The organism is Streptomyces sp. NPDC026589 (assembly GCF_040638385.1).
Classification (GTDB): domain Bacteria; phylum Actinomycetota; class Actinomycetes; order Streptomycetales; family Streptomycetaceae; genus Streptomyces.
On the sequence record NZ_JBEZYG010000004.1, the window covers coordinates 1 to 24,038 of the forward strand.

The window sequence follows — 24,038 nt, forward strand, 5'->3', positions numbered from 1 at the left end:
TGCTGGCGGCCGGGGCGTCGCCCGGGGTCCTGCGGACGATGGGCCAGGCGGTGCTGATCACCTTCTCGGACGCGTGACCGGCCGGTGCCCGGCGGCGCGGGGCTTCGTCGTGGGGCCCGCGTCGTAAGGTCTGCCTCATGGGGCCTCCGCCGTGGGGCCTGCGTCACGGGGCCTCCGTCGTGGGCCTTCGCCGTGCGGCCCCGGAAGTCCCGATCCGTGGGGGCTCAGGAGTCCCGCGAGCCCGGCGGCAGCGCCGCGGGCCGGGGGCGCCCCGCATGCCGCCCCACCCGCTGCCACGAGCCGAGGCTCCCGGTGTGCTGGCTCTGCCCGCCACTCCCGCCCTGGCCGGTGCCGCCGTGCCCGGAGGGGGCGGGGTGGCCGCTCAGGGCGGTCCTGGAGGCGAAGAGACCGGCGCCGAAGGCCGGGAAACCGAGATTCTCCTCGCCGCTCCGGTCGCCCGGCAACGCCCGGAACGAGCGCCGGTACTCGGAGTACAGCGCGTCGTAGATCGGGGTGGGGGATACGCCCCCCGACGGATCCTGCGAAGGTCGCATGGCAGGGATCTGACTCTGATGCTGGCGGGAGGAGTCGTATGAGTGCACGTAGGTGCCAACGACCTCACCGCGCGTCGGATGCGGCTCCGCCGGAGAAATCGCTGTTCGGCGGGGGCGTCCGAGCCGGCCGGACACGATCAGGTCCCGGCCAGCGGCATCGACGCGGCGACCAGCAGCCCGTTGACCGCGGCCTTCTCCAGCGCGTCCCGGAGCAGGTCCTCACGCGGCTGCTGACCGATGGTGCCGGCCGGGGCGGCGAAGACGAGGACCGTCTGCGACTTGTTGGCCGCGGCCCGCCAGCCCTCGGTCACCTGGAGCGGCTGGTGGGCCTGCCACCAGGCGACCGGCTTGCCGCCGCCGGCGCTCGGCTGCAGCACCGCGTGCAGCTGGCCCACCGCCAGCAGCACGGACCAGCCCGCGAGGACCTCCGGCAGCCGGTTCAGGTCGGGGGAGGGGCGGAAGCCCTGCTCCAGCAGCAGCTGGAGGAACTCGTCGCCCCCGCTGCCGTCGGTGCCGGGCCGGGCGACCGGGCCGGTCGGTTCGACGACCAGGGCCGGGCGGAGATCGTCCTCGATGAGGACGAGTCCGCTGGTGATGCCGAGGACGGCCTGTTCGGGCATGCGCCCCTCCGTATCCTTCTGCTCGCTTCCGGTGATGCTGCGCACCGCGCCCTGGAGCTGGTCCTCGGCGACCTTGACGACCTGCGAGGGGATGCACGTCGCGTGGGCGAACGCGAGGACCGCGGTCTCGTCGCCGATGAACAGCACCGTGCTGGTGCGTTCCTGGTCGGAGTCGCCGGGGGTGCGGCAGGAGGTGCAGTCGTAACTGCCCGGGGCGTTGTCGCCGACGAGCAGCCGTTCGGCTTCGTCGTCGCCGATCTCGGCGCGTACGTCCTGGCTGACGTCGAGCATGCGCGGCACGGGGACTCCTCGAACTCGGTGCGTGGGCCGGGTGGTTCCCGGGCTCCATGAAGAGACAACGCGGGATCCGTGGCCGGGGTCACGCACCGGGGCGCACGGAAGTGCGACACAGGTCGACACATCGGTACATCGAGCAGTCGACGTACAGCTCCCGCGTTCCGCCGGGGAAGTTTTTACCGGGGGGCAGGCAACCTCTCGGCATTCTCCTACGTCAAGCTCGGAGGAAAGTCCTGGTGAACGGGGAGCGCCAGCCGTCCGGGTTACCGCACCGGTGGCCCGCACACGCGGTCCCGTTACTTCCGGGGTCTGCGGCTATCCGGATTGCATGCCTCCGGATAGCCGCAGGTCAGCGGCGCTGCGACGGTGGGGCGGGCATACCGTGAGAGATGTCGCGGACGCTCCGGGATTTCCCGGTGTATTTCGGACGGAAAAACGCCGGGAAGCACAGACTTGACAAGGCCGGGCCGACAGGGGAAACAGCGAAACCATGCATATTTCTTTTCTTCTGCACAATGCCTACGGAATCGGAGGGACCATTCGGACGACGTTCACGCTCGCCCGTACGCTCGCCGAGCAGCACGACGTCGAGATCGTGTCCGTCTTCCGGCACCGTGACGCCCCCGTCCTCGGCGCACCCGAGGGCGTGACGCTGCGCCACCTCGTGGACCTGCGGAAGAAGAGCGCGACGTACGACGGCGACGACGCCGAACACGCCCGGCCCGCAGTGGTGTTCCCGCGCGGGGACAGCAGGCACAAGCAGTACAGCAGGCTCACCGACGCCCGCATCGCCGCCCATCTCGGGGCGACCGAGGCGGACGTCGTCGTCGGGACCCGCCCCGGGCTCAACGTGCACCTCAGCCGGGGGACCCGCCGCGGACCGGTGCGCGTCGGGCAGGAGCATCTGACACTCGACAGCCACAACTACCGGCTGCGCCGCGAGATCGCCCACCGGTACACCCTGCTCGACGCGCTCACCACCGTCACCCGTGCCGACGCGGACGACTACCGAACGCGGCTGAAGCTGCCGGGCGTGCGGATCGAGGCCATCCCCAACGCCGTTCCCGAGGCCGCCTGTCCGCCCGCGAGCGGGGACCTGAAGTGGGTCGTCGCGGCGGGCCGGCTGCACCGGGTCAAGCGCTACGACCTCTTGGTGCGGGCCTTCGCCCAGGTGTCCGCGGCCCGTCCGGACTGGCGGCTGCGCATCTACGGCGGCGGGGACGCGACCGGCGACGAACAGGCGTCGCTGCGCACCCTCGTCGACGAACTCGGCCTGCACAACCACGTGTTCCTGATGGGCTCGGCCAACCCGATGGAGGCCGAGTGGCCCAAGGGGTCGATCGCCGCCGTCACTTCGGACCGCGAGTCCTTCGGCATGACGATCGTCGAGGCGATGCGCGGCGGTCTGCCGGTCGTCGCCACCGACTGCCCGCACGGGCCGGCCGAGATCGTCGAGGACGGCGTCGACGGGCGGCTGGTCCCGGTCGGCGACCCGGACGCGATCGCCGCCGCCCTGCTCCAGCTGATCGAGGACGACGACCTCCGCCACCGGATGGGCGGTGCCGCGCTCACCGCCTCGGCCCGCTTCGACCCGACGCGGATCGCCGAACGCCACGAGAGCCTGTTCGCCGAACTGCTCGCCCGCGGCGCCCGGGGGCACGGGCACGGCGCCCTGCGCACCGCCCTGCACCGCACCCGGGGCAGCGTCCTCGACGGGGCCTACGCCCTGCGCTACAAAGCCGCCGACGTGCTCCGCAAGGGAAGGGCCGCATGACCCCCGCCATAGCCACCGTACGGGCCGACTGCGTCGCCGATCCGGCCGGGACGCTCACCTTCGAGCTGACCGCCCCGGCCCCCGCCCCCGAGTCCGTGCTGCTCCTGCGGCGCCGGGGCGCGGCCGGCGGCAGACCCGGCGGCACGGTGCGGATCCCGCTCAGCGGATCCGGCCCGGGGCGGCTGCGGGCGGTGCTCCCGGCCTCCACCGAGCTGTCCGAAGGGCGCTGGGACGCCTATGTCGAGGAGCCGGGAGCCGCGACCGCCCGGACCGTGGAGCCGGGGCTGCGGGACCTGCGGGCGCTCGTCGACCGCAGCCCGGACACCGGAGCCGCGAGTGTCAGCGCCCGGGTTCCCTACCCGACCGCCGACGGCCGGCTCGCCCTGCGCTGCTGGGTCCGCGCCCCGCACGCCGAGGCGGGAGCCGTCGTCGTCGGCCCGGCAGGCATGACGGTCGAGGGCGTGCTGTACGGCGTCGCCGTGGGGGAGGGGGCCGCCGTGGAGGCCCGGCTGCCCGGGGACCGGGGCCGGGCGCACCGCTTCCCGCTCACCCCCGCCGACGGGCCGGCAGGCGCCTTCTCCTTCACCCTGCCCTACGGCCCGCCGGCCGAGGGGCCGGTGGACGGGGCGCAGCTCTGGCAGCTGTGGCTGGTCCCTGCGGCGGGCGCGCCCGGGGTCAGGATCTCCCGCATCCTCGACGACGTCTGGTCCCGCAACAAGTCCTTCGTCTACCCGACCCGGGCGCCGGCCCCCGGCGTGCTCGCCACCCCCTGCTACACCGCCGACAACGACCTCTGCCTCCGGCTGGAGCCCGGACCGGCGGACCGCTGAGGAAGGGGCCGCGGACGGAGGGATCGGGGGCGGAGCGGATCGCGGGCGGACCATCGCGGGCCGAAGGGATCGGGGGCGGAGCGGATCGCGGGCCGAGGGATTGCGGGCCGAGGGATTGCGGACCGGGGCTGTCCGCAATCCCTGGCAGACTCACCCGCATGTTGGAGACCTCGGCACGACTGCTGCGCCTGCTCTCACTGCTCCAGGCCCACCGGGACTGGTCCGGCGCCGATCTGGCCGACCGGCTCGGCGTCACCCCGCGCACCGTGCGCCGGGACGTCGACAAGCTGCGCGACCTGGGCTATCCGGTGAACGCGAGCAGGGGCACCGGCGGCGGCTACCAGCTCGGGGCGGGCGCCGAGCTGCCGCCGCTGCTGCTGGACGACGAGGAGGCCGTCGCGGTCGCCGTCGGCCTGCGGACGGCCGCCGGGCACGGCATCGAGGGCATCGGCGAAACCTCCGTACGCGCGCTGGCCAAGCTGGAACAGGTGCTGCCGCACCGGTTGCGCCGCCGGGTGAGCGCGCTCGGCGCGTTCACGGTGCCGATGCTCCGCGGGGCGGACGACTCCGCCGTGGACCCCGCTGTGCTCACCGAGCTGGCGGCCGCCTGCCGGGACGCGGAGCGGCTCCGGTTCGCCTACCGGACCCACGGCGGGGAGGTCTCGCGCCGGACCGTGGAGCCCCACCGACTCGTCTGCACCGAGCACCGCTGGTATCTGGTGGCCTGGGATCCGGACCGGGCGGACTGGCGCACCTTCCGGGTGGACCGGATCACCCCGACCCCGCCGCACGGCCCCCGTTTCGTCCCCCGCCCCCCGCCGGCGGACGATCTCGCGGCCTACGTCTCCCGGGGCGTCGCGGTCTCGGCGTACGCGGCGCGGGCCGTGGTCCTGCTGAAGGCCCCGGCGGCGGAGGCCGCCCGGCGGGTGTCGCCGTCCGCCGGGGTGGTGGAGGCCGTGGACGCGGACACCTGCCGGCTGATCGCGGGCGCGCCGGACCTCACCGTGCTGGTGATCCACGTGCTGATGATGGGGATCGATTTCGAGGTGATCGAGCCGCCCGAGCTGATCGAGGTCATGCGGGAGGCGAGGGACCGGCTCACGCGCGCGCTCGACGGATCTGAGGCTCCGGGTGTGGTAGAGGCCCGCCGTTCCGCGCACGCCGGCCGGGTGGGACAAGCGTGCGGTTAAGGAAAGGCCGGTTTACGGGGGCGGGAATTCCCGGTGACCCGGCCATTCGTGCGGCGCTCCCCGCGGAGGGGAAGAGAAGCAGGTCATCCCATGATTTCGGAAGGCTCCCGGCAGCCCCTCACGCTGTTGCACGGGGTTTCCCGATAATGCGCGCGGATGCCTCCGGTCGGCCCGTTCGAGTGAATAGGACCGCGTATACAGGTGTGGGGATCCTGTGACACAAGCGTGACCGCCACGGCATGTGGAGATGCAGGGGAACGCCCTCCCGGCCCGGCCTTCCGCCACGGTCCGGGGCCGCCTACGGTGAAGGCATGGCATCTCTACCGACCCCTCCAGCCCAGCCGGACGACGCCGCCGAGTCGTACGTCGGTCTCGCCGCCGACGCCGCCGAGCGACAGGCCACCAGCCGCGGCTGGGACACGGTCCGGGCCGTTCCCCCCGGCACGTTCCTCACCATGGAGTTCCGTCACGGCCGCATCAACTTCCAGGTCGAGGACGACACGGTGACGCGCTGCTGGGTGGGCTGACCCTCCGGCCGCACCGGGCCCCCGACGGCCGGAGGCCCCGACTACGGTCGGGGCCTCCGGTTGTGTGCGGGTGAGGCTGCGCGCACCCCGTCCCCGCGTTCGCGGGCAAGCGGGCAAGCGGGGAGCGGGGTCAGCCGCCGGTCATCGGACGCGCCGGGCTGCCGGTGCCGCGTGCGCCCCGTTCCGTGTGCGGCGGCGGACGGCGGACGCCCGCCGGGGCGACCGGCAGGGAGCCCGGACGCACGTGCCCGCCGTGGGCCCGCGCCCTGGCGCCCGGGGCCGGATGTCCCGCGGGGAGCACCGGCTCGGCCCCGGCGGCCACGGTCTCGGCGGCGAGGCCGTCGGCGGCCATCGACTGCGGGAGCATCACCGGCCGCGGTTCCGACCCCGACCCGGTCCCGGCCACGGATGCCGGGTGGGCGCCGTCGCGACGCTCGCGCCACTGCTCGCGCATCGCGAAGATCCAGGCCTCGGTCCGGGCGATCAGCGGCTCGAACCAGGGCAGCGCCAGCAGGATGAGCAGCCCGGCCGCCCAGCCCAGCACGACGTCGCTGAGCCAGTGCGTACCGATGTACACGGTGGTGAGGCCGACGCCCAGCGAGACCGTCGCGGAGACGGCCGACAGATAGCGCCTGGCGCGTGGCGTGGTGGCCAGATAGGCGAGGATTCCCCAGGTCACGACGGCGTTGGCGGTGTGCCCGGAGGGAAATATATCGCCGCCGGCGAACATCTCGGCCGAGCCGATCTGTGTCGCGTAGTGCGGGCCGAGCCGCCCGAGCCCCAGCTTGACCGCGCCCACCGTCACATTGAGCAGCAGCAGGGAGGTGCCGAGGACCAGCAGCGGCCGGAGCGTGTGCTGACGCCAGGAGCGCCAGCCCAGCCAGCAGGCGACCATCACCGCGGTGGGGCCGCGCTGGCCGAGCACGACGTAGTAGTCCAGGAAGGCGTGCAGTTCGGGCCACTGCTGGTAGGGCCGGAACAGCATGACCTTCCAGTCCAGGGCCACCAGCCAGGACGTGATCAGCACCGCCCAGACGATGGCGAGATAGAACGCCAACGTCCCGCCGAAGAGGGCGATGCGGTGACGGCTCATCCGCGGTGCCACTATCTTCGGCGGTTCCGGCTCCCGGTCCAGCCGGGCAAAGATGTCGGTACGCACCCAATCGACGTTACAGCGAGTGAGTGAGCGAGCAGGCCAATCCGGGCTCTTTGTGATGACGATGTGATGTGGACTTTGTCTCGGAACGGCGTCTTTTCCGGTCGCCGAGAAGTGCCTCCGTGATCTTGTCGCCAATTGCCCCTCGGTTCCGTTCGTAAGCGTGTTTGATCTCTCGGAAAAAGAGGCGCACCGGAATCCGCGGCAATTGGTCCCGCCATTCGAGGGAGGCGCGCGCCGTCGCGCCGCGCCCCTCGACGCCCGCCGGGATCCCCGTCACGGCGGGCGTCACGGCTCCTCGGACGGGAGCCCCCGGGCCGGTTCCGGAAACGGCGTACGCCAGACTGTGCGGCGGAACGCGGTATGACGTGGACCACAGGTGACCTCGCCGGACTCGCGTACGCTGACGGCTCACTCGCCTGTCGATGCCGGGCCCCACGTCACCGTCGGTCCGCCGAGCGCGAGGGACTCATCGGGAGGTACGTAGATGTCCGGGACGACCACGGCCGGGGTCCGGCTGCGCGAGGCCGCCGACGACGCCAACCGCTGGGTCGTCCTCGTGGTCCTCTGCCTCAGTCTCCTGGTCGTCGCTCTCGACGCGACCGTGCTCCACGTCGCTGTTCCCGCCGTCACCGAGGACCTGCGCCCGAGCGGCACGGCCCTCCTGTGGATCGTCGACGCCTACCCCCTCGTCTGCGCCTCGCTGCTCATCCTCTTCGGCACGCTGGGTGACCGGATCGGCAGACGGCGCGTGCTGCTCATGGGCTACGCGCTGTTCGGCGTCGCCTCCGCGATCGCCGCGACGGCCGACACCCCGGCCGTCCTGATAGCGGCCCGCGCCCTCCTCGGCGTCGGCGGCGCGATGATCATGCCCGCCACGCTGTCGATCCTGCGCCAGGTCTTCCCCGACCGCCGGGAGCGGGCGCTCGCCATCGGCGTGTGGACCGCGGTCGCCGCGGTCGGCGCCGCCACCGGACCGGTCGTCGGCGGCTTCCTGGTCGAGCACTTCTGGTGGGGCTCGGTCTTTCTCATCAACATCCCGCTGATGGCCGTGATCCTGCCGCTGGGCCGCTGGCTGCTGCCCGAGTCGCGCGGCGGCGACGACGGCCCGTGGGACGTGCTGGGTGCGCTGACCGCCGCGGCGGGAGTGCTCGGCGTCGTCCTCGGCGTGAAGCGGCTGGGCAGCGGCGCGGGGCTCCTGGACCCGGTCTCGCTGGGCCCGCTGGCCCTCGGGCTCGCGCTCCTGATCCTCTTCGTACGCCGTCAGAAGCGCCGCAGGCATCCGCTGATCGACGTCTCCATGTTCGCCCGCCCGGCCTTCTCCACCGCCGTGGGCTGCATCGTGCTCGCCATGCTGGCGCTGGTCGGCCTCCAGCTGATCGCCGTCCAGTACCTCCAGCTGGTGCTCGGGCTCAGCCCGCTGGAGACCGGGCTGCGGCTGCTGCCCCTGACCTTCGCGGCGATGGCCGCGGGCGCCACCGGCTCGTACACCCTGCGCCACGTCGGTCCCCGCCGCATGGTCGGCTGGGGCTTCGTCCTCACCGCGACCTCGGTGCTGCTGCTCACCTCGATGGGCCAGCACGACCGGCCCGCCCTGCTGACCTGCGCGTTCGTCCTGCTCGGCTTCGGCCTCCAGACCACGCTCTTCGGGGCGTACGAGTCGATGCTCAGCGACGCCCCGCCGGAGCGGGCGGGTGGCGCGGCGGCCATAGGGGAGACCTCCTACCAACTGGGCGCGGGCCTCGGCATCGCCCTGCTCGGCAGTGTCATGAACGCCGCCTACGCCCCCGGTCTCGCCGGTCTGCACGAGCAGGGCGTGCCCGCCCGCGCCGGGGCGGAGGCCTCCCATTCGCTGGGCGAGGCCTATCAGGTGGCCGCGCAGCTGGGCGGCCCGACGGGCGACCTGCTGCGCTCCACGGCCCGGCACGCCTTCATCGGCGGACTCCATGTCACGCTGTTCGTCAGCGCGGGGCTGCTGCTGCTCGGCGCCCTGGCCGCCCTGCGGCTGCCGAAGGCCATGGAGTGTCCGCCGAAGGAGGCGTGCCGCCGGCGCGAGGTGAATGACGCCGCATCCACAGCCGCTTCCGCATCCACGGCCGCTTCCGCAGCCTCAGCCTCCTCCGTGTCCACGGCTCCCGCGTACGGGGCTTCCGGTCCCGGGGCGGACGAACACCGGGTCCCAGGCGCCGCCCGGCCGGCCGGGCCGGACCGCCCGGCCCCGCGCCCGATGGTGCCCGCGCGGCGCGAGCCGGCCGAGGCGACCGGCTCTGGACGAGCGGCACACTGAGCCGTAACGTCAGCACGACGCCCTGACTACCACTGCTAGTTTTCGGAGGGCGGGCGTCTCCCGGTCCCTCCGAGCACCGTGCGAGCCGCCGGAGGCACCCTCATGTCCAGCACCGAGTCACCGAAGCCGTCGAAGCTCCCGCCGTTCGACACGTCGGATCCCCTCGGCATCGACGACCTGCTCGGCGCGGACGACCTCGCGATCCGCGACACCGTCCGCACCTGGGCCACCGACCGCGTCCTGCCGCACATCGCCGATTGGTACGAGAAGGGTGAGCTGCCCGGAATCAGGGAGCTGGCCCGGGAGCTGGGCGCGCTGGGCGCGCTCGGCATGTCGCTGGACGGGTACGGCTGCGCCGGGGCGAGCGCCGTCCAGTACGGGCTCGCCTGCCTGGAGCTGGAGGCCGCCGACTCCGGGATCCGCTCACTCGTCTCCGTACAGGGCTCGCTCGCCATGTACGCGATCCACCGCTTCGGCTCCGAGGAGCAGAGGCAGCGGTGGCTGCCCGGCATGGCGTCCGGCGAGATCATCGGCTGCTTCGGCCTGACGGAGCCCGACCACGGCTCCGACCCGGCCGGGATGCGGACGTACGCCAAGCGCGCCGGCGAGGACTGGATCCTCACCGGCCGCAAGATGTGGATCACCAACGGGTCGGTCGCCGGGGTCGCCGTCGTCTGGGCCCAGACCGACGAGGGCGAGGACGGGCGGGGCATCCGGGGCTTCGTCGTGCCGACCGACGCCCCCGGCTTCTCGGCCCCGGAGATCCACCACAAGTGGTCGCTGCGCGCCTCGGTCACCAGTGAGCTGGTCATGGACGAGGTGCGGCTGCCCGCCGACGCGGTGCTGCCGGACGCGAGCGGGCTGCGCGGTCCGCTGAGCTGTCTGAGCCACGCGCGCTACGGCATCGTCTGGGGCGCCATGGGCGCGGCGCGGGCCAGCTTCGAGTCGGCCCTCGGCTACGCGAGGAGCCGGGAACAGTTCGGCCGGCCGATCGGCGGCTTCCAGCTCACCCAGGCCAAGCTGGCGGACATGGCCCTGGAGCTGCACAAGGGCATCCTGCTCGCCCACCACCTGGGCCGCCGCATGGACGCGGGCAGGCTCCGGCCGGAGCAGGTCAGTTTCGGCAAGCTCAACAACGTGCGGGAGGCGATCGAGATCTGCCGCACCTCGCGCACGATCCTCGGGGCCAACGGGATCTCGCTGGAGTATCCGGTGATGCGGCACGCCACGAACCTGGAGTCGGTGCTCACCTACGAGGGAACCGTGGAGATGCACCAGCTGGTACTGGGCAAGGCGCTCACCGGTCTCGACGCCTTCCGGTGAACGGGACGCGCCGGTACCCGCGCGCCGACCGGATGCGTTGACCGGATCTCTCCGGCGAGCGCCCTGCTCAGCTCTGGTTGAAGAAGCCGCCGGCCTTGCGGCCGGCGGCTTCCCCCGCCACCACCTGGGTGTCGGCGGGGGACAGCAGGAAGACACGGGTGGCCACCCGGTCGATCGAGCCGCGCAGGCCGAAGATCAGCCCGGCGGCGAAGTCCACCACACGTTTGGCGTCGGCGGGGTCCATGGCCGTGAGGTTGACGATCACCGGGACGCCGTCCCGGAAGAGCTCGCCGATGGCGCGTGCGTCCCGGAAGCTGTCCGGGGTCACCGTCGCGATCCGGCGGTCCCGCTCCTCGGCCGTCTCCGCGGCCACCTGCACCCGCGGGTCGGTGACCCAGGCCTGGTTGCCCGTACCGGTCTCCGCACCCTCGGCGTACTCGTCGTCGTAGTACCGCTCGTCGTTGTCCTCTACGAGGCCCAGCCAGGCACTTGCCTTGCGCACCGATCCCATGGACGCCTCCTCTCACCGCGGTTCCTTGGCGTTCCGCATCTCTTTCGTATCCCTATGGTCGTCCATGATGCGGATACCGCGCCAAGTGGATAGTCGGCCCGCAGGCGATTCGTGACGTTACTGGTGCAGAAGATGTGGCGATTCGTCAGGGTTCGTCCTGCGCAAGGGGGCTTGTAGAAGGAAAATATGATGCTCCGGCCGTACGGGTGATCCGGGGGACGTACGGGTGAACGGGTCACTCGATACGATGCACGACGCTCCGGTGCGCGAGCGTCGCGCACCGGCTGAACGGCTCACGGGGGATCGTCGTGTTCGGAATCGTCAGGCCCTGCACCCATCGGCTCTCCGAAGGTCTCCGGGTCGAGTGGATGGCCCATCTCTGCGGTCTGTGCCTGGCCCTGAGGGCGGATCATGGACAGTTCGCCCGTATCGTCACGAACTATGACGGCCTGATCGTCTCCGTCCTGACGGAGGCTCAGGCGGGCCGGGCGTCCGGCGGTCGGCGCACCGCCGGTCCCTGCCCGCTGCGGGCCATGCGCACCGCGCCGGTCGCCACGGGGGAAGGGGCGCGGCTCGCCGCGGCCGTCTCGCTCGTCCTCGCCTCGGCCAAGGTCCGCGACCACGTCGCCGACCGGGACGGGCTGCTGGCCCGCCGCCCGGTCGCCGCCGCCGCGCGCCGGGTGGCCGCCGGGTGGGACCGGGCGGGCGCGCGGACCGGGGCGGCCCTCGGCTTCGACACCGCCCTCCTGGTCGACGCGGTCGACCGGCAGACCGGGATCGAGACGCTCGCCGGGCCCGGCACCCCGCTGCTGACGGTCACCGAACCGACCGAGACCGCCACCGCGGCCGCTTTCGCGCACACCGCCCAGCTCGCCGGGAAGCCGTGGAACGCCGCGCCGCTCGCGGAGGCCGGCCGGCTCTTCGGGCGGCTCGCCCATCTCCTGGACGCCGTGGAGGACCAGGAGGCCGACGCCGCGTCGGGAGCCTGGAATCCGCTCACCGCCACCGGCACCCCGCTGTCCGAAGCGCGCAGGCTCTGCGACGACGCGCTGCACGGCGTGCGGCTCGCGCTTCGGGAGGCGGAGTTCACCGACGGCAAGCTCGTCCACGTCCTCCTCGCCCATGAGCTGCGGCGCTCGGTCGACCGGGCGTTCGGCGCCTCCTCCTGCTCCCATCAGGGGCAGCAGGGGCTTCAGCTGCCCGAGAGCGCCTTCGGGCCGCCGCCGGGCAATCCCTACGGCGCGCCGCCCGGTCAGCCGTACGGTCCGACGCCGGGACATCCGTACGGTCCGCCGCCCGGCGGCCCGGGCTCGCCGCCTCCGCCGCGCCCGCCCCGCGACCGGCGCGGGCTGATCGCCGGATGCCTGGTGTGGGCCGGGCTGGCCTGCACCTGCCAGATGTGCTGCGGGAGCTTCGAGGATCCCTGGAGCCGGGAGCGGCGTCAGGCGCCGTGCCAGAGCTGCGGCGACTGCTGCGAGGCCTGCAGCTGTTGCGGCGACTGCGGTGAGGGCTGCTGCTGTTGCGGGGACTCCTGCGGCTGCGACTGCTGAACGGGCTCCGCCCGCCGGTGCGGCGGGCGGAGCCGGCGTCAGGTCACTTCAGTTCGGGCGGCGAGATCTCCGAGGACGGGATCGCGGACTCGGTGGTCCCCCACTTCTTCAGGATGCGGTCGTAGGTCCCGTCCTCCTTGAGCCGGTTGACCGCGGCCTGGAAGGCGGGGGCCAGCGGGGTGCCCTTCTTGAACGCGAAGCCCACGTCGAGCCGCTTGAACTCGTTGAGGAAGCGCAGTCCCTCCTGCCGGCTCACCCCGTAACGCAGCCCGTTGATCGTGGACATCACCACATCGCTGCGGTTCTGCTGGAGCGAGAGCCAGACCGCCGTCTGGTCGGCGTACGTCTTGACCTCGTACGGCTTCCTGCCCGCCTCCGCGCACCGGGGCAGATGCTCCTGGAGCGTCACCTCGAAGGTGGTTCCCGCCCCGGTGGCCACATTCAGCCCGCACAGCTGGGTGAGGTCGGTGACCTTCTTCAACCCGCTGTCCTCGCGGACCGCGAAGCCCTGCCCGTCGTTGATGTACGTCACGAAGTCCACCGTCTTGCGGCGTACGTCGGTGACCCCGAAGTTCCCCGTGCCCAGGTCGTACTTTCCGCTGCCCAGCGCCGGCAGGATCGCCTCGAACGACGCCACTTCGCGCTTCAGTTCCAGCCCGAGCACCCGGGCCGCCGCGTCCGCGAAATCGATGTCCGCGCCGGCCAGGGTGGTGCCGTCCTGCTCGTAGAAGGCTCCGGGCGGGGTGCCGATGGCGGCGGCGATCCGCAGGGTGCCCGCCTCCCGGACCCCGGCCGGCAGCAGTTTCGCCGCCGCCTCGTCCTTGCGCACCTTCGAGACCACGTCCGTCGTCGGGGTCTTCGCCCGAGCCGCCTTCTTGTCCGGCCCGCCGTCCGCCGCCTCCGTCGGCTCGGCGCAGCCGGTGAGGGTCAGCGCGGCCACGGTGATCAGGGCGAACAGGGCGGTATGTCGGGATCTGGGCATGGCTGTGCTCTCCGGATTCGTCGGGATGGGCCGACCGCCCCGGGCCGTCTGCGGGGGCACGGGGGACGGCGGATGTCTTCAGCGGTGCGAGGGGAGGGCGGAGCGGTGTGGTGAAGGTGAGGTCACGCGAGGAACGAGGCTCGAACGCCGAAAAACAGGGCGTGAGCAGGGAAAGCCGGACAGCGGGGAGTCAGCTCAACAGGAAGAGGACCACACGCGACCGAAGTCGATGTGGGAGCGGGTGACCAGCCACTGCTGCGGATGCATGGCCCAAGTGGAGCAGGCATCCGAGTGCGCGTCAACCGAGGTGAGATCCCCGGCTCACAGTGTGGACAGGCTTGACAACTCCCCGCGCACGCCGCTTATCTCGAACCCATGGACCGGCGCTGAGGGGCCCGGCCCTGTGTGGTTTCCGGTGTGAGGCACGCCCCGTGTTCGATCTGAGCATCCACGGAGCTCCCGCATGCCCCCGCAGACCGTCTCGCTGCCCCCTCCCTCCTCCCGGCCGCTCGTCAAGGACGACGCCGACACGGTCCCGCGCATCGTCCCCGTACGCCGAACAGGCCGCTGGACAGCGGCTGTTGCTGTTCTCGTGCTGCTCGCGCTGGCGCTGAACTCGGTCATCCGCAACGACGCCTTCCAGTGGGACGTCGTGCTCTCCTACTTCGGCACCGTCCCCGTCCTGCGCGGGCTCTGGCTCACGCTCTGGCTCACCGCGGTGGTCGTGGTGCTCGGCTTCGTGCTGGGAGCCCTGCTCGCGGTCATGCGCCTGTCGGGCAACCCCGTTCTCCAGGCCGTCAGTTGGGGCTACGTCTGGCTCTTCAGGTCCACGCCGATCCTGGTCCAGCTGCTGTTCTGGTTCAACATCGGCGCGCTGTACCCGCAGATCCTCGGCGTCTCCACGGTCAGCCTCCTCGGCCCGGTCACCATCGCCGTCATCGGACTCACCCTGCACGAGGCCGCGTACGCCGCCGAGGTGGTGCGCGGCGGGATCCTCTCCGTCGAGCGCGGCCAGGTGGAGGCCGCCCAGTCCCTCGGCCTCGGCCCCTGGCGGCGGTTCCGGCGCATCGTGCTGCCGCAGGCCATGCGCTCGATCGTGCCGCCGGCCGGGAACATGCTGATCGGCACCCTCAAGGGCACCTCCATCGTCAGCATCATCGCCGTGCAGGACCTGCTGTGCTCCGTCCAGCTCGTCTACCACCGCACCTACCAGGTCATCCCGCTGCTGCTCGTCGCCACGCTCTGGTACGCGGCCGTCACCACGCTGCTGAGCATCGGCCAGCGGTATGTGGAGCGGTACTACGCCCGTGGCACGGCGGGTGCGCGATGAGCACCGTGCCCAGCGTCGTGGTGATCGGCGGCGGCCCGCGCGGCACCGGCGTCATCGAGCGCATCGCCGCCAACGCCGGTGAGCTGTACGGCAGTCAGCGCCTGGACATCCATCTGGTCGACCCCTACCCGGCGGGCGGCGGGCGGATCTGGCGGCCGGACCAGTCGCCGCTGCTGTGGATGAACTCCATGGCCGAGGACGTCACCATGTTCACCGACGAGACGGTGGACCTGGCCGGCCCCGTCGTGACGGGACCCGCCCTGGACGCCTGGGCCGAGGACGTCCGCGCGGGCCGCGTCGTCCCTTCGGCGGACCCCGCCGTGGTGGCCGAGATACACGGACTCGCCGGCGCGGACTTCCCCTCCCGGCGACTCCAGAGCGCCTATCTGCGCTGGACCTACGACCGCGCCCTGGCCGCCCTGCCGCCCGGCATCACCGTGCACGAGCACCGCACCACCGCCCTCGCCGTCACCGGACCACGCGGCGGCCGCCAGCGCGTCCGGCTCCAGGACCGCGCCGAACCCCTGCCGGCCGACCTCGTCGTCCTGACCGTGGGCCACCTCGACGCCGAGAAGGAGCCCGAGCAGGAGCGGCTGAGCGCCTTCGCCCGGCGGCACGATCTGGTGCACCTGCCGCCCGACTTCACCGCCGACAGCGACCTCGACGCCCTGCGCCCCGGGGAGCCGGTCATCGTCCGCGGCTTCGGGCTCGCCTTCATCGATCTGATGGTCCTGCTCACCGAGGGACGCGGCGGACGCCACGAGAACGGGGTCTACCTGCCGTCGGGCCGTGAACCCGTGCTGTACGTCGGATCGCGCCGCGGCGTCCCGTACCACGCGAAGATCGGCTACGGCTGGACCGGCGAACGCCCGCCGCCGCTCCGCCTGGGGCAGGCGTGGGCCGAGGAGCTGCTGAGCCGGCCCGGGCCGCTCGATTTCCGGCGCGATGTCTGGCCGGCGGTCGCGAAGGAGCTCGGCCACGCCCACTACCACCGGCTGTTCACCGCCCACCCCGAGCGCACCGCCCTCGCCCACGAGGTCTTCGCCGAGAAGTACGCCGCCGCCGACCCGGACAGCCCCGAACTGGCCGGGCTGATCGCCGAGGCCGTGCCCGACCCCGCCGACCGGCTCGACCTCGACGCCCTGGACCGGCCCCTCGACGGTGTCCGCCACGCATCGCCCGAGGCCCTCCAGGAAGCCCTGCGCGACCACATCACCGCCGACCTGACCCGGCGTCACGACCCGTCGCGCAGCGAGGACCTGGCGGTCTTCCTCGGGCTGCTCACCGCCTACGCCCAGCTCGTCCGGCTCGGCGACATCGGCGGCTGGTGGCACGGCTTCTTCAGCTATCTGGCCTCCGGCCCGCCGGGGCCCCGGCTCCAGCAGCTCCTGGCCCTCTCCCGGGCCGGCGTCGTCCGCTTCCTCGGCGCCGGCCTCACCGTGGAGACCGACGAGGAGCACGGCCTCTTCCGGGCCACCGGCGCCACCCTCCCCGGTGCGCACACCGAGGCCCGCGCCCTGGTCGAGGCCCGCCTCCCCGACCCCTCGCTCCGGCACACGGCGAGCCCCCTGCTGCGCGCGCTGCGCGACGAGGGGGCCGCCGTCACCGACACCGGACTGCTCTCCGTGGACCCTGCCGACAGCCGGGTGCTGGACCGCGCCGGCCGCCCGCACCCGCGCCGCTTCGCGCTGGGGCCCTTCACCACCGCCCGCAACAGCGGGGCGTTCACCCGGCCCCGTACCGGCGGACCCGCCTTCCGGCAGAACGACGCCGCCGCGCGCGCCGCCCTCACCTTCCTGCGCGACCTCTCCTGTCGGGGCCTGCTCGCCTCCTGACCGCCCACCCCTTCCCGTACCACCCCGCCACCGCGCCCAAGGACTCCACTCATGTCGCTGACCAGCGATCCACCCATCGACCCACCCGCCGGGACCCTCGACGGCCCACCCGCTCCCGAAGCCGCCGAACCCGGCACCGACTACGGAGAGCTGACGGTCGTCCCGGTCCGCCACCCCTGGCGCTGGGTCGCCGTCGCCGTGACCGCCGTCCTGGTCGCCCAGTTCATCAACGGGCTGGTCACCAACCCCGGCTGGGAGTGGGACGTCTTCGCGCAGTTCTTCTCCGCACCGGTCATCCTCAAGGCGGTCTGGCTCACGCTCCAACTGACCTTCTACGGCACGGTCCTCGGCTTCGCGCTCGGCATCGTGCTGGCGTTCATGCGGCTGTCGGCCAGCCCGTTCCTGCGGACGGTCGCGTACGGCTACATCTGGGCGTTCCGCTCCATCCCGCTCATCGTGCAACTGCTGTTCTGGTTCAACCTCGCCTATCTCTACGAGGAGTTGCAGTTCGGCATCCCGTTCGGGCCGGGCTTCCTCACCTTCGACACGATGAACCTGGTCGGCGCGGTCAGCGCGGCCGTCCTGGGCCTCGCGCTGCACCAGGCGGCGTACGCGGCGGAGATCGTACGCGGTGGCGTACTGGCCGTAGGCGGCGGCCAGTTGGAGGCGGCGGCCGCCCTCGGTATCCCGAAACTCCGGCAGCTGCGGCGGATCGTGCTCCCGCAGGCGATGCGCTCCATCCTGCCCAACGCGGCCAACGAGATCATCTCGCTGTTCAAGGGCACCTCGATCGTCTCCGTCATGGCGATCGGCGAGCTCTTCTACCAGGTCCAGGTCGTCTACGGCCGCAGCGGCCGGGTCGTCCCGCTGCTGATGGTCGCCACCGCCTGGTACATCCTCCTGACCACCGCCCTCTCGATCGTCCAGTACTACGTCGAACGTCACTACGCCAAGGGGGCCGTGCGATGAGCGCACCCAGCGATGCCATGGTCGAGATCCGCTCCGTGCACAAGAGCTTCGGCTCCCTGGAGGTGCTGCGCGGCATCGACCTCTCGGTGCGGCCCGGCGAGGTCACCGTCATCCTCGGCCCCTCCGGCTCCGGCAAGTCCACCCTGCTGCGCACCATCAACCACCTGGAGAAGGTCGACCAGGGCTGGATCAGCGTGGACGGCACCCTGGTCGGCTACCGCAGGGACGGCGACAAGCTCTACGAGCTGCGCGAGCGCGAGGTACTGCGCCAGCGCACCAAGATCGGCTTCGTCTTCCAGAACTTCAACCTCTTCCCGCACCTCACCGTGGTGGAGAACATCATCGAGGCGCCCGTCTCCGCGCTGCGCCGCCCCCGCAAGGAGGCCGTCGAGGCGGCGGAGAAGCTGCTGGAGCGGGTCGGCCTCGCCGACAAGTCGGCGGCCTACCCCGGGCAGCTCTCCGGCGGCCAGCAGCAGCGCGTCGCGATCGCCCGCGCCCTGGCGCTGGAGCCCAGGCTGCTGCTCTTCGACGAGCCGACGTCCGCGCTGGACCCGGAGCTCGTGGGAGAGGTCCTCGACGTCATCAAGGACCTGGCGCACGGCGGCACCACGATGATCGTCGTCACCCATGAGATCGGCTTCGCCCGCGAGGTGGCCGACACCGTCGTCTTCATGGACGAGGGCCGCATCGTCGAACAGGGCCCGCCCGCCGACCTGCTGGACCGCCCCACCCAGGAGCGCACCCGCGCGTTCCTCTCCAAGGTTCTCTGACCCGCCCCCATGCCTCCCTCATCCGCAAGGAGTACGTACGTGTCCGTCCGCCGCAGTATCACCCTCGCCCTCGCCGCGCTCACCGCCACCGGAACGCTCACCGCCTGCGGCGACCCCGACGTCTCCACCGGCGTGGCGGCGTCCAAGGACAGGAAGGACACCGGGGTCAACACCAGCCCCGACCAGGACCGTCTCAGAGGCAGGAAGGTGGACGCCGTCGCCGCCCTCGTCCCCGAGGCGATCCGCGAGCGCGGCACGCTGAGGATCGGGGCCAGCGCGGACGCCGTGCCGCCGCTCGGCTTCTACGCCACCGACGACAGGACCCGGATCGGCTCCGAGATCGACATCGCCACCCTCGTCGCCGACACCCTCGGTCTGAAGCCGCAGTTCGAGCAGGTCTCCTGGGAGAACCTCTTCGTCGGCCTGGACAGCTCCAAGTTCGACGGGGTCCTCTCCAACGTCACCGTGACCGAGGAGCGCAAGGAGAAGTACGACTTCGCCACCTACCGGCTCGACAACATCGCCTTCGAGGCCAAGAAGGGCTCCGGCTGGAAGGTGAAGGGCCCCGCCGACGTCGCCGGCAGGACGATCTCGGTCTCCTCCGGCACCAACCAGGAGAAGATCCTCGTCGAGTGGAGCGAGGAGAACGTCAAGGCCGGGCGCGAGCCCGTGGAGATCAAGTACTTCCAGAAGGAGAACGACTACTACCTCCCCCTCCAGTCGGGCCGCATCGACGCCCACCTCGGCCCGAGCCCGTCCGCCGCCTACCACGTCGCGACGTCCGGCCAGAGCGAGATCGCCGGACAGATCTCCGGGGCCGGCGGCGGCCTCCAGGGCAAGATCGCCGTCACCACGAAGAAGGGCAGCGGGCTGGTCGAGGCGTACGCCGCCGCGATCGACCACATCGTCGAGGACGGCTCGTACGGCAAGGTCCTGAAGCGCTGGGGGCTCGGCGGCGAGGCCGTGGAGAAGTCGGAGATCAACCCGCCCGGCCTGCCGAAGACGGAGAGCTGACCGATCCGAACCGGGGGTGCCCTGCCGATCGGGGCCGGTCCACGACCGGCAGGACACCCCAGGGCCCACCGGGTCCGCCGCCCCGGCCGTGCGTCCCGTCCGGGGCGCGGCCGGTCAACGGCCTCCGCGGCGCCCCCCCGACCGACCGTCACCCGAGAGGTTCCCGCATGCCCGCCCCTGCCTCCCTCCACCTGGCCGCCGAGATCGGCGGCCCCCCGCACTACGACGCCGGGCACTACCTCCGGCTCGCCCGGCTCGCCGAGGACGGCGCGCTCGACTACGTCACCCTCGGCGACTCGTTCGCCCGCCCCGGTCTCGACGCGCTCGCCGTCCTCGCCCGCGTCGCCCCCGCCACCGACCGCATCGGCCTCGTCCCGACCGTCACCACCACCCACACCGAGCCGTTCCACGTCTCCTCGGCCGTCGCCACCCTGGACTGGGTGAGCCGGGGCCGCGCCGGCTGGAGCGCGGACGTCTCCACCACCGAGGCGGAGGCCCGGCTCTTCGGCAGACGCCCCGCGGCACCGCCCGCCGCCCTGTGGCAGGAGGCCGGGGAAGTGGCCGACGTCTCCGGGCGGCTGTGGGACAGCTGGGAGGACGACGCCGAGATCCGCGACACCGCCACGGGCCGCTTCATCGACCGGGACAAGCTGCACTACGTCGACTTCGAGGGCGCCACCTTCTCCGTACGGGGCCCCGCCATCGTGCCGCGCCCGCCGCAGGGCCGCCCCGTCACCGTCATCGACGCCACCACCGGCCCGGCCCGCGAGGCGGCCGCCCGGTACGCCGATGTCGTCCACATCCGGGCCACCACCCCCGAGCAGGCGGCCGCCGTCCGCGACGAGGTGCGGGCCAGGGCCGCCGGCCACGGGCGCGACCCCGGGGCGCTGCGGGTGCTGGTCGCGCTGACCGTCGATCTCGGCGACCGGGAGACCGCGCCGGAACCCGGCCTGGTGAGCGGACCGCGGCTCGCCGGGCGCGGTACCTACTTCCGGGGCGGCCCGGTCGACCTCGCCGACCTCATCGCCGAGTGGCACCGGGCCGGCGCGGCCGACGGCTTCCACCTCACGCCCATCACTCCCGAGCGTGACCTCGAAAGGATCGTCAACGGCACCGTGGCCCTCCTCCAGCACCGCAGCCTCTTCCGTACCTTCCACCCGGGCGGCACCCTGCGCGAGCACCTGGGGCTCGTGCGCCCCGCGAGCCGCTACGCCGCCGCCAGGTCCACCGCGAAGGAGGTCTGACCGTGTCCCGTCCGATGCACCTCGCCGCCCATTTCCCCGGCGTCAACAACACCACCGTGTGGACCGACCCCCGCTCCCGCAGCCAGATCGACTTCTCCTCCTTCGAGCAGCTGGCGAGGGTGGCGGAGCGGGGGAAGTTCGACTTCTTCTTCCTCGCCGAAGGGCTGCGGCTGCGCGAGCACAACGGCCGCGTCCACGACCTCGACGTGGTCGGCCGGCCCGAGTCGCTGACCGTGCTGAACGCGCTGGCCGCCGTCACCGACCGGCTCGGCCTCGCCGCCACCGTCAACGCCACCTTCAACGAGCCGTACGAACTCGCCCGCCGGCTCGCCACCCTCGACCACCTCAGCGCGGGCCGGGCCGCCTGGAACGTGGTGACCTCCTCCGATGCCTTCACCGGGGAGAACTTCCGCCGGGGCGGCTATCTGGACCGGGCCGACAGGTACACCCGGGCAGCCGAGTTCGTCGCCACCGCCCGTGAGCTGTGGGACTCCTGGACGCCCGACGGCGTGTCACGGCCCTTCGCCCACGAGGGGCCGCAGTTCACGATCTCCGGAGAGTTCACCGTCCCGCGCTCGCCACAGGGCCACCCGGTGGTCATCCAGGCCGGGGACTCCGACGAGGGCCGGGAGTTCGCCGCCTCCGCCGCCGACGTCATCTTCACCCGGCACGGCACCCTGGAGGCGGGCCGCGCCTTCTACGCCGACGTCAAGGCGCGGCTCGCGGCGTACGGCAGGGAGCCCGGCGACCTGAAGATCATGCCGGGCGTCACCGTGGTGACCGGCGACACCGACGCCGAGGCCCAGGAGCGCGCCGCCGAGATCCGCCGGCAGCAGATCTCCCCGCAGAACGCGATCCTCACCGCCGAACAGCTCTGGGGCGCCGACCTTTCCGCGTACGACCCCGACGGGCCGCTTCCCGAGATCGACCCCGTCATCGACTCCGGCCTCGTCAAGGGCAGGGTCCTGCACGGGGATCCTGTTGCCGTGGTCGCCCGCTGGCGTGCGATCGCCGAGGCCAAGGGGCTCTCGCTGCGGCAGACGGTCATCGAGACGACCGCCCGGCAGTCGTTCATCGGCTCGCCGCGGACGGTCGCGGCGGAGCTGACCGCGTTCGTCGACGAACGGGCCGCCGACGGTTTCATCCTCGTCCCCCATCTCACCCCGAGCGGCCTGGACGACTTCGTCGACCGGGTCGTCCCGCTCCTCCAGGAGAGCGGAGCGTTCCGCACCGAATACACCGGCTCCACGCTGCGGTCGCACCTCGGCCTCCCGGAGCCGGTATGGAAAGGTTGACCGCATGAGCACGGACGCACAGCAGCAGGAGCAGGGCGGCGGGCCGGACGCCGCACAGGACTGGCAGCGGTGGCACGAAGGGCGCGTCGTCGCCGTCGCCGCCCCGTACGGCCCGCTCTCCCTGACCGGAACCCACTGGCTCTCCGACTACCCGGAAGGGCGAATTCCGGCCGTCCCGGGACAGTGGCGCGAGGAGGGCGACGAGGTGGTCCTCACAGCCGCCGCGGAGGAGGGCGTCGTCGTCGACGGCAAGCCGCTGACCGGCGAGGTCAGGCTGGGGGCGGACCGTGGGCCGATCGACGACTCCCGGGTGGCGCAGGGGGAGCGGCGGCTGGTGGTGCTCCGCCGCGAAGGGCTCTGGGCGGTACGGGACTTCGACCCGGGGTCACCGGCCCGGCACGCCTTCTCGACCATCGAGGCCACCCCGTACGACCCCCGCTGGGCGCTGCCGGGAACGTTCCGTCCCTACGGCGACGACCGGACCGTGCGGGTGGTCAACGCGGACGGGGTCGAGCGCGGTCTCGGGCTCGGCGGTGAGATCGTCTTCACGGTGGACGGCGACGAGCACACGCTCCAGGTCGCGGTCGAACCCGACGGGTCGCTGTGGGCCGTCTTCGCCGACACGACCAGCGGGAACGGTAGCTACCGCTTCCGATTCCTGCGGCCCGCGGCGCCCGCCGCCGACGGCCGCGTGGAGGTCGACCTCAACCGCGCGCTGCTGCCGCCGTGCGCCTTCGCCGATCACTTCATCTGCCCGTTCCCGCCCCCGGGCAACACGCTCTCCGTCGCGGTCCCGGCGGGGGAGCGGAACCGGATCGACGCCTGACCCGCGAGAGGTCCCTCCGGCCCCGGGAGCCCCACGGCTCCCGGGGCCGGAGGCGTGTGTGACCCACGTGGCCGAAAGGCATTCTTGCGCCCCCTGTCCGGGCCCCTCGATACTCCGGTCAGCGATTGTCAGGGGCACGGCAACTCCGGAATCCGGGCAGGCCCCCGACTGCGCCTCACGGGCCCGCCACCCCACAGGAGGGCCCCCGATTCCCCTCGGAGGAACCCGAAGTGAGGATCAAGCGCACCAGTAACCGCTCGAACGCGGCGAGACGCGTCCGTACCACGGCCGTACTCGCGGGGCTCGCCGCCGTCGCGGCGATGGCCATTCCCACCGCGAACGCCGAAACCCCCCGGACGTTCAGTGCCAACCAGCTGACCGCGGCGAGCGACGCCGTGCTCGGCGCCGACATCGCGGGCACCGCCTGGAACATCGACCCGCAGTCCAAGCGCCTCGTCGTCACCGTCGACAGCACGGTCTCGAAGGCGGAGATCAACCAGATCAAGAAGTCGGCGGGCGCCAACGCCGACGCGCTGCGCATCGAGCGCACGCCGGGCAAGTTCACCAAGCTGATCTCCGGCGGCGACGCGATCTACTCCAGCACCGGACGCTGCTCGCTCGGCTTCAACGTCCGCAGCGGCAGCACCTACTACTTCCTGACCGCCGGCCACTGCACGGACGGCGCGACCACCTGGTGGGCGAACTCGGCCCGCACCACCGTGCTCGGCACGACCTCCGGGTCGAGCTTCCCGAACAACGACTACGGCATCGTGCGCTACACCAACACCACCATTCCCAAGGACGGCACGGTCGGTGGCCAGGACATCACCAGCGCCGCCAACGCCACCAACGGCATGGCCGTCACCCGCCGCGGCTCCACCACCGGCACCCACAGCGGTTCGGTCACCGGACTCAACGCCACCGTCAACTACGGGGGCGGCGACGTCGTCTACGGCATGATCCGCACCAACGTGTGCGCCGAGCCCGGCGACTCCGGCGGCCCGCTCTACTCCGGCACCCGGGCGATCGGTCTCACCTCCGGCGGCAGCGGCAACTGCTCCTCCGGCGGAACGACCTTCTTCCAGCCGGTCACCGAGGCGCTGAGCGCGTACGGCGTCAGCGTGTACTGACCGGTCCCACGCCGGCCAGGTACG

General features: G+C 72.4%; 21 protein-coding genes and 1 pseudogene. 17 read left to right on the forward strand and 5 right to left on the reverse strand.

Annotated elements, in window-relative coordinates:
• Positions 1-77: pseudogene (locus AB0F29_RS08090) on the forward strand (HutD family protein); the annotation flags it as partial.
• Positions 78-224: 147 nt separating this feature from the next.
• Here the strand turns inward: AB0F29_RS08090 and AB0F29_RS08095 are convergent.
• Entirely contained in the window at positions 225-554 is a 330-nt protein-coding gene (locus tag AB0F29_RS08095) for a hypothetical protein (protein WP_361868753.1), read from the reverse strand.
• Positions 555-691: 137 nt separating this feature from the next.
• Positions 692-1,474, reverse strand: coding sequence for a hypothetical protein (locus tag AB0F29_RS08100; RefSeq protein ID WP_361868756.1), 783 nt, complete (start codon positions 1,472-1,474; stop codon positions 692-694).
• A 487-nt stretch (positions 1,475-1,961) separates the two neighbouring features.
• On the opposite strand from AB0F29_RS08100, the gene AB0F29_RS08105 reads away from it, so the two are divergent.
• The 4 genes from AB0F29_RS08105 to AB0F29_RS08120 all read left to right on the forward strand — a co-directional run bounded on the left by AB0F29_RS08105 (position 1,962) and on the right by AB0F29_RS08120 (position 5,792).
• Entirely contained in the window at positions 1,962-3,245 is a 1,284-nt protein-coding gene (locus AB0F29_RS08105) for a glycosyltransferase family 4 protein (RefSeq protein WP_361868758.1), read from the forward strand.
• Positions 3,242-4,075, forward strand: coding sequence for a transferase (locus tag AB0F29_RS08110; RefSeq protein WP_361868761.1), 834 nt, complete (start codon positions 3,242-3,244; stop codon positions 4,073-4,075). The genes AB0F29_RS08105 and AB0F29_RS08110 overlap by 4 nt, the downstream gene beginning before the upstream one ends.
• Before the next feature lie 158 nt (positions 4,076-4,233).
• Positions 4,234-5,265 (forward strand): YafY family protein, encoded by a 1,032-nt coding sequence (locus AB0F29_RS08115; RefSeq protein ID WP_361868763.1) that lies wholly within the window; start codon positions 4,234-4,236, stop codon positions 5,263-5,265.
• 311 nt (positions 5,266-5,576) lie between these two features.
• The gene (locus tag AB0F29_RS08120; protein ID WP_361868765.1) at positions 5,577-5,792 is read left to right on the forward strand and encodes an I78 family peptidase inhibitor; all 216 of its coding nucleotides are present in this window, start codon (positions 5,577-5,579) and stop codon (positions 5,790-5,792) included.
• A 130-nt stretch (positions 5,793-5,922) separates the two neighbouring features.
• Here AB0F29_RS08120 and AB0F29_RS08125 read toward each other — a convergent pair whose 3' ends face one another.
• On the reverse strand, positions 5,923-6,951 hold the full coding sequence (locus AB0F29_RS08125; RefSeq protein ID WP_361868767.1) for a phosphatase PAP2 family protein: 1,029 nt from the start codon (positions 6,949-6,951) through the stop codon (positions 5,923-5,925).
• A 484-nt stretch (positions 6,952-7,435) separates the two neighbouring features.
• On the opposite strand from AB0F29_RS08125, the gene AB0F29_RS08130 reads away from it, so the two are divergent.
• Together AB0F29_RS08130 and AB0F29_RS08135 are read left to right on the forward strand one after the other, a co-directional pair.
• A complete protein-coding gene (locus AB0F29_RS08130) occupies positions 7,436-9,235 on the forward strand; it encodes an MFS transporter (protein ID WP_361868770.1) in 1,800 nt (599 codons plus the stop codon).
• A gap of 102 nt (positions 9,236-9,337) precedes the next feature.
• Positions 9,338-10,558, forward strand: coding sequence for an acyl-CoA dehydrogenase family protein (locus tag AB0F29_RS08135; RefSeq protein ID WP_361868773.1), 1,221 nt, complete (start codon positions 9,338-9,340; stop codon positions 10,556-10,558).
• Between the two features lie 67 nt (positions 10,559-10,625).
• On the opposite strand, the gene sepF is transcribed toward AB0F29_RS08135, so the two are convergent.
• Positions 10,626-11,069 carry a cell division protein SepF gene (gene sepF / locus AB0F29_RS08140; RefSeq protein WP_018959635.1) on the reverse strand — a complete coding sequence of 148 codons (444 nt, stop codon included), beginning with the start codon at positions 11,067-11,069 and terminating at the stop codon, positions 10,626-10,628.
• A gap of 308 nt (positions 11,070-11,377) precedes the next feature.
• On the opposite strand from sepF, the gene AB0F29_RS08145 reads away from it, so the two are divergent.
• Entirely contained in the window at positions 11,378-12,619 is a 1,242-nt protein-coding gene (locus AB0F29_RS08145; RefSeq protein ID WP_361868776.1) for a DUF5685 family protein, read from the forward strand.
• A 43-nt stretch (positions 12,620-12,662) separates the two neighbouring features.
• On the opposite strand, the gene AB0F29_RS08150 is transcribed toward AB0F29_RS08145, so the two are convergent.
• Complete coding sequence (locus AB0F29_RS08150; protein ID WP_361868779.1) at positions 12,663-13,601, reverse strand: ABC transporter substrate-binding protein; 939 nt, start codon at positions 13,599-13,601, stop codon at positions 12,663-12,665.
• 463 nt (positions 13,602-14,064) lie between these two features.
• Between AB0F29_RS08150 and AB0F29_RS08155 the strand changes: the two genes are divergently transcribed.
• From AB0F29_RS08155 to AB0F29_RS08195, 9 genes are all read left to right on the forward strand, one after another.
• Positions 14,065-14,931, forward strand: a complete 867-nt coding sequence (locus tag AB0F29_RS08155; RefSeq protein ID WP_361868781.1) for an amino acid ABC transporter permease — start codon at positions 14,065-14,067, stop codon at positions 14,929-14,931.
• Positions 14,928-16,766, forward strand: coding sequence for an FAD/NAD(P)-binding protein (locus AB0F29_RS08160; protein WP_361868784.1), 1,839 nt, complete (start codon positions 14,928-14,930; stop codon positions 16,764-16,766). Before AB0F29_RS08155 ends, AB0F29_RS08160 begins: the two co-directional genes overlap by 4 nt.
• A gap of 51 nt (positions 16,767-16,817) precedes the next feature.
• Positions 16,818-17,735 carry an amino acid ABC transporter permease gene (locus AB0F29_RS08165; protein WP_361868787.1) on the forward strand — a complete coding sequence of 306 codons (918 nt, stop codon included), beginning with the start codon at positions 16,818-16,820 and terminating at the stop codon, positions 17,733-17,735.
• 17 nt (positions 17,736-17,752) lie between these two features.
• Positions 17,753-18,505, forward strand: coding sequence for an amino acid ABC transporter ATP-binding protein (locus tag AB0F29_RS08170; protein ID WP_361869540.1), 753 nt, complete (start codon positions 17,753-17,755; stop codon positions 18,503-18,505).
• A 39-nt stretch (positions 18,506-18,544) separates the two neighbouring features.
• Entirely contained in the window at positions 18,545-19,519 is a 975-nt protein-coding gene (locus AB0F29_RS08175; protein ID WP_361868789.1) for an ABC transporter substrate-binding protein, read from the forward strand.
• Positions 19,520-19,686: 167 nt separating this feature from the next.
• Complete coding sequence (locus tag AB0F29_RS08180) at positions 19,687-20,763, forward strand: LLM class flavin-dependent oxidoreductase (protein WP_361868791.1); 1,077 nt, start codon at positions 19,687-19,689, stop codon at positions 20,761-20,763.
• A 14-nt stretch (positions 20,764-20,777) separates the two neighbouring features.
• Positions 20,778-22,058, forward strand: a complete 1,281-nt coding sequence (locus tag AB0F29_RS08185) for an NtaA/DmoA family FMN-dependent monooxygenase (protein WP_361869543.1) — start codon at positions 20,778-20,780, stop codon at positions 22,056-22,058.
• Between the two features lie 4 nt (positions 22,059-22,062).
• On the forward strand, positions 22,063-22,884 hold the full coding sequence (locus AB0F29_RS08190) for a DUF1684 domain-containing protein (protein WP_361868794.1): 822 nt from the start codon (positions 22,063-22,065) through the stop codon (positions 22,882-22,884).
• A 230-nt stretch (positions 22,885-23,114) separates the two neighbouring features.
• Positions 23,115-24,014: a S1 family peptidase gene (locus AB0F29_RS08195; RefSeq protein ID WP_361328155.1), complete on the forward strand. Its 900-nt coding sequence runs from the start codon at positions 23,115-23,117 to the stop codon at positions 24,012-24,014.
• Positions 24,015-24,038: the final 24 nt, after the last annotated feature.

Bases quoted from the DNA above. Each gene is read 5' to 3' on its own strand.
- AB0F29_RS08095 (WP_361868753.1), bottom strand. From the start codon at position 554: ATGCGACCTTCGCAGGATCCGTCGGGGGGCGTATCCCCCACCCCGATC.
- AB0F29_RS08105 (WP_361868758.1), top strand. From the start codon at position 1,962: ATGCATATTTCTTTTCTTCTGCACAATGCCTACGGAATCGGAGGGACC.
- AB0F29_RS08110 (WP_361868761.1), top strand. From the start codon at position 3,242: ATGACCCCCGCCATAGCCACCGTACGGGCCGACTGCGTCGCCGATCCG.
- AB0F29_RS08115 (WP_361868763.1), top strand. From the start codon at position 4,234: ATGTTGGAGACCTCGGCACGACTGCTGCGCCTGCTCTCACTGCTCCAG.
- AB0F29_RS08120 (WP_361868765.1), top strand. From the start codon at position 5,577: ATGGCATCTCTACCGACCCCTCCAGCCCAGCCGGACGACGCCGCCGAG.
- AB0F29_RS08130 (WP_361868770.1), top strand. From the start codon at position 7,436: ATGTCCGGGACGACCACGGCCGGGGTCCGGCTGCGCGAGGCCGCCGAC.
- AB0F29_RS08135 (WP_361868773.1), top strand. From the start codon at position 9,338: ATGTCCAGCACCGAGTCACCGAAGCCGTCGAAGCTCCCGCCGTTCGAC.
- sepF (WP_018959635.1), bottom strand. From the start codon at position 11,069: ATGGGATCGGTGCGCAAGGCAAGTGCCTGGCTGGGCCTCGTAGAGGAC.
- AB0F29_RS08150 (WP_361868779.1), bottom strand. From the start codon at position 13,601: ATGCCCAGATCCCGACATACCGCCCTGTTCGCCCTGATCACCGTGGCC.
- AB0F29_RS08155 (WP_361868781.1), top strand. From the start codon at position 14,065: ATGCCCCCGCAGACCGTCTCGCTGCCCCCTCCCTCCTCCCGGCCGCTC.
- AB0F29_RS08160 (WP_361868784.1), top strand. From the start codon at position 14,928: ATGAGCACCGTGCCCAGCGTCGTGGTGATCGGCGGCGGCCCGCGCGGC.
- AB0F29_RS08165 (WP_361868787.1), top strand. From the start codon at position 16,818: ATGTCGCTGACCAGCGATCCACCCATCGACCCACCCGCCGGGACCCTC.
- AB0F29_RS08170 (WP_361869540.1), top strand. From the start codon at position 17,753: ATGGTCGAGATCCGCTCCGTGCACAAGAGCTTCGGCTCCCTGGAGGTG.
- AB0F29_RS08180 (WP_361868791.1), top strand. From the start codon at position 19,687: ATGCCCGCCCCTGCCTCCCTCCACCTGGCCGCCGAGATCGGCGGCCCC.
- AB0F29_RS08185 (WP_361869543.1), top strand. From the start codon at position 20,778: ATGCACCTCGCCGCCCATTTCCCCGGCGTCAACAACACCACCGTGTGG.
- AB0F29_RS08190 (WP_361868794.1), top strand. From the start codon at position 22,063: ATGAGCACGGACGCACAGCAGCAGGAGCAGGGCGGCGGGCCGGACGCC.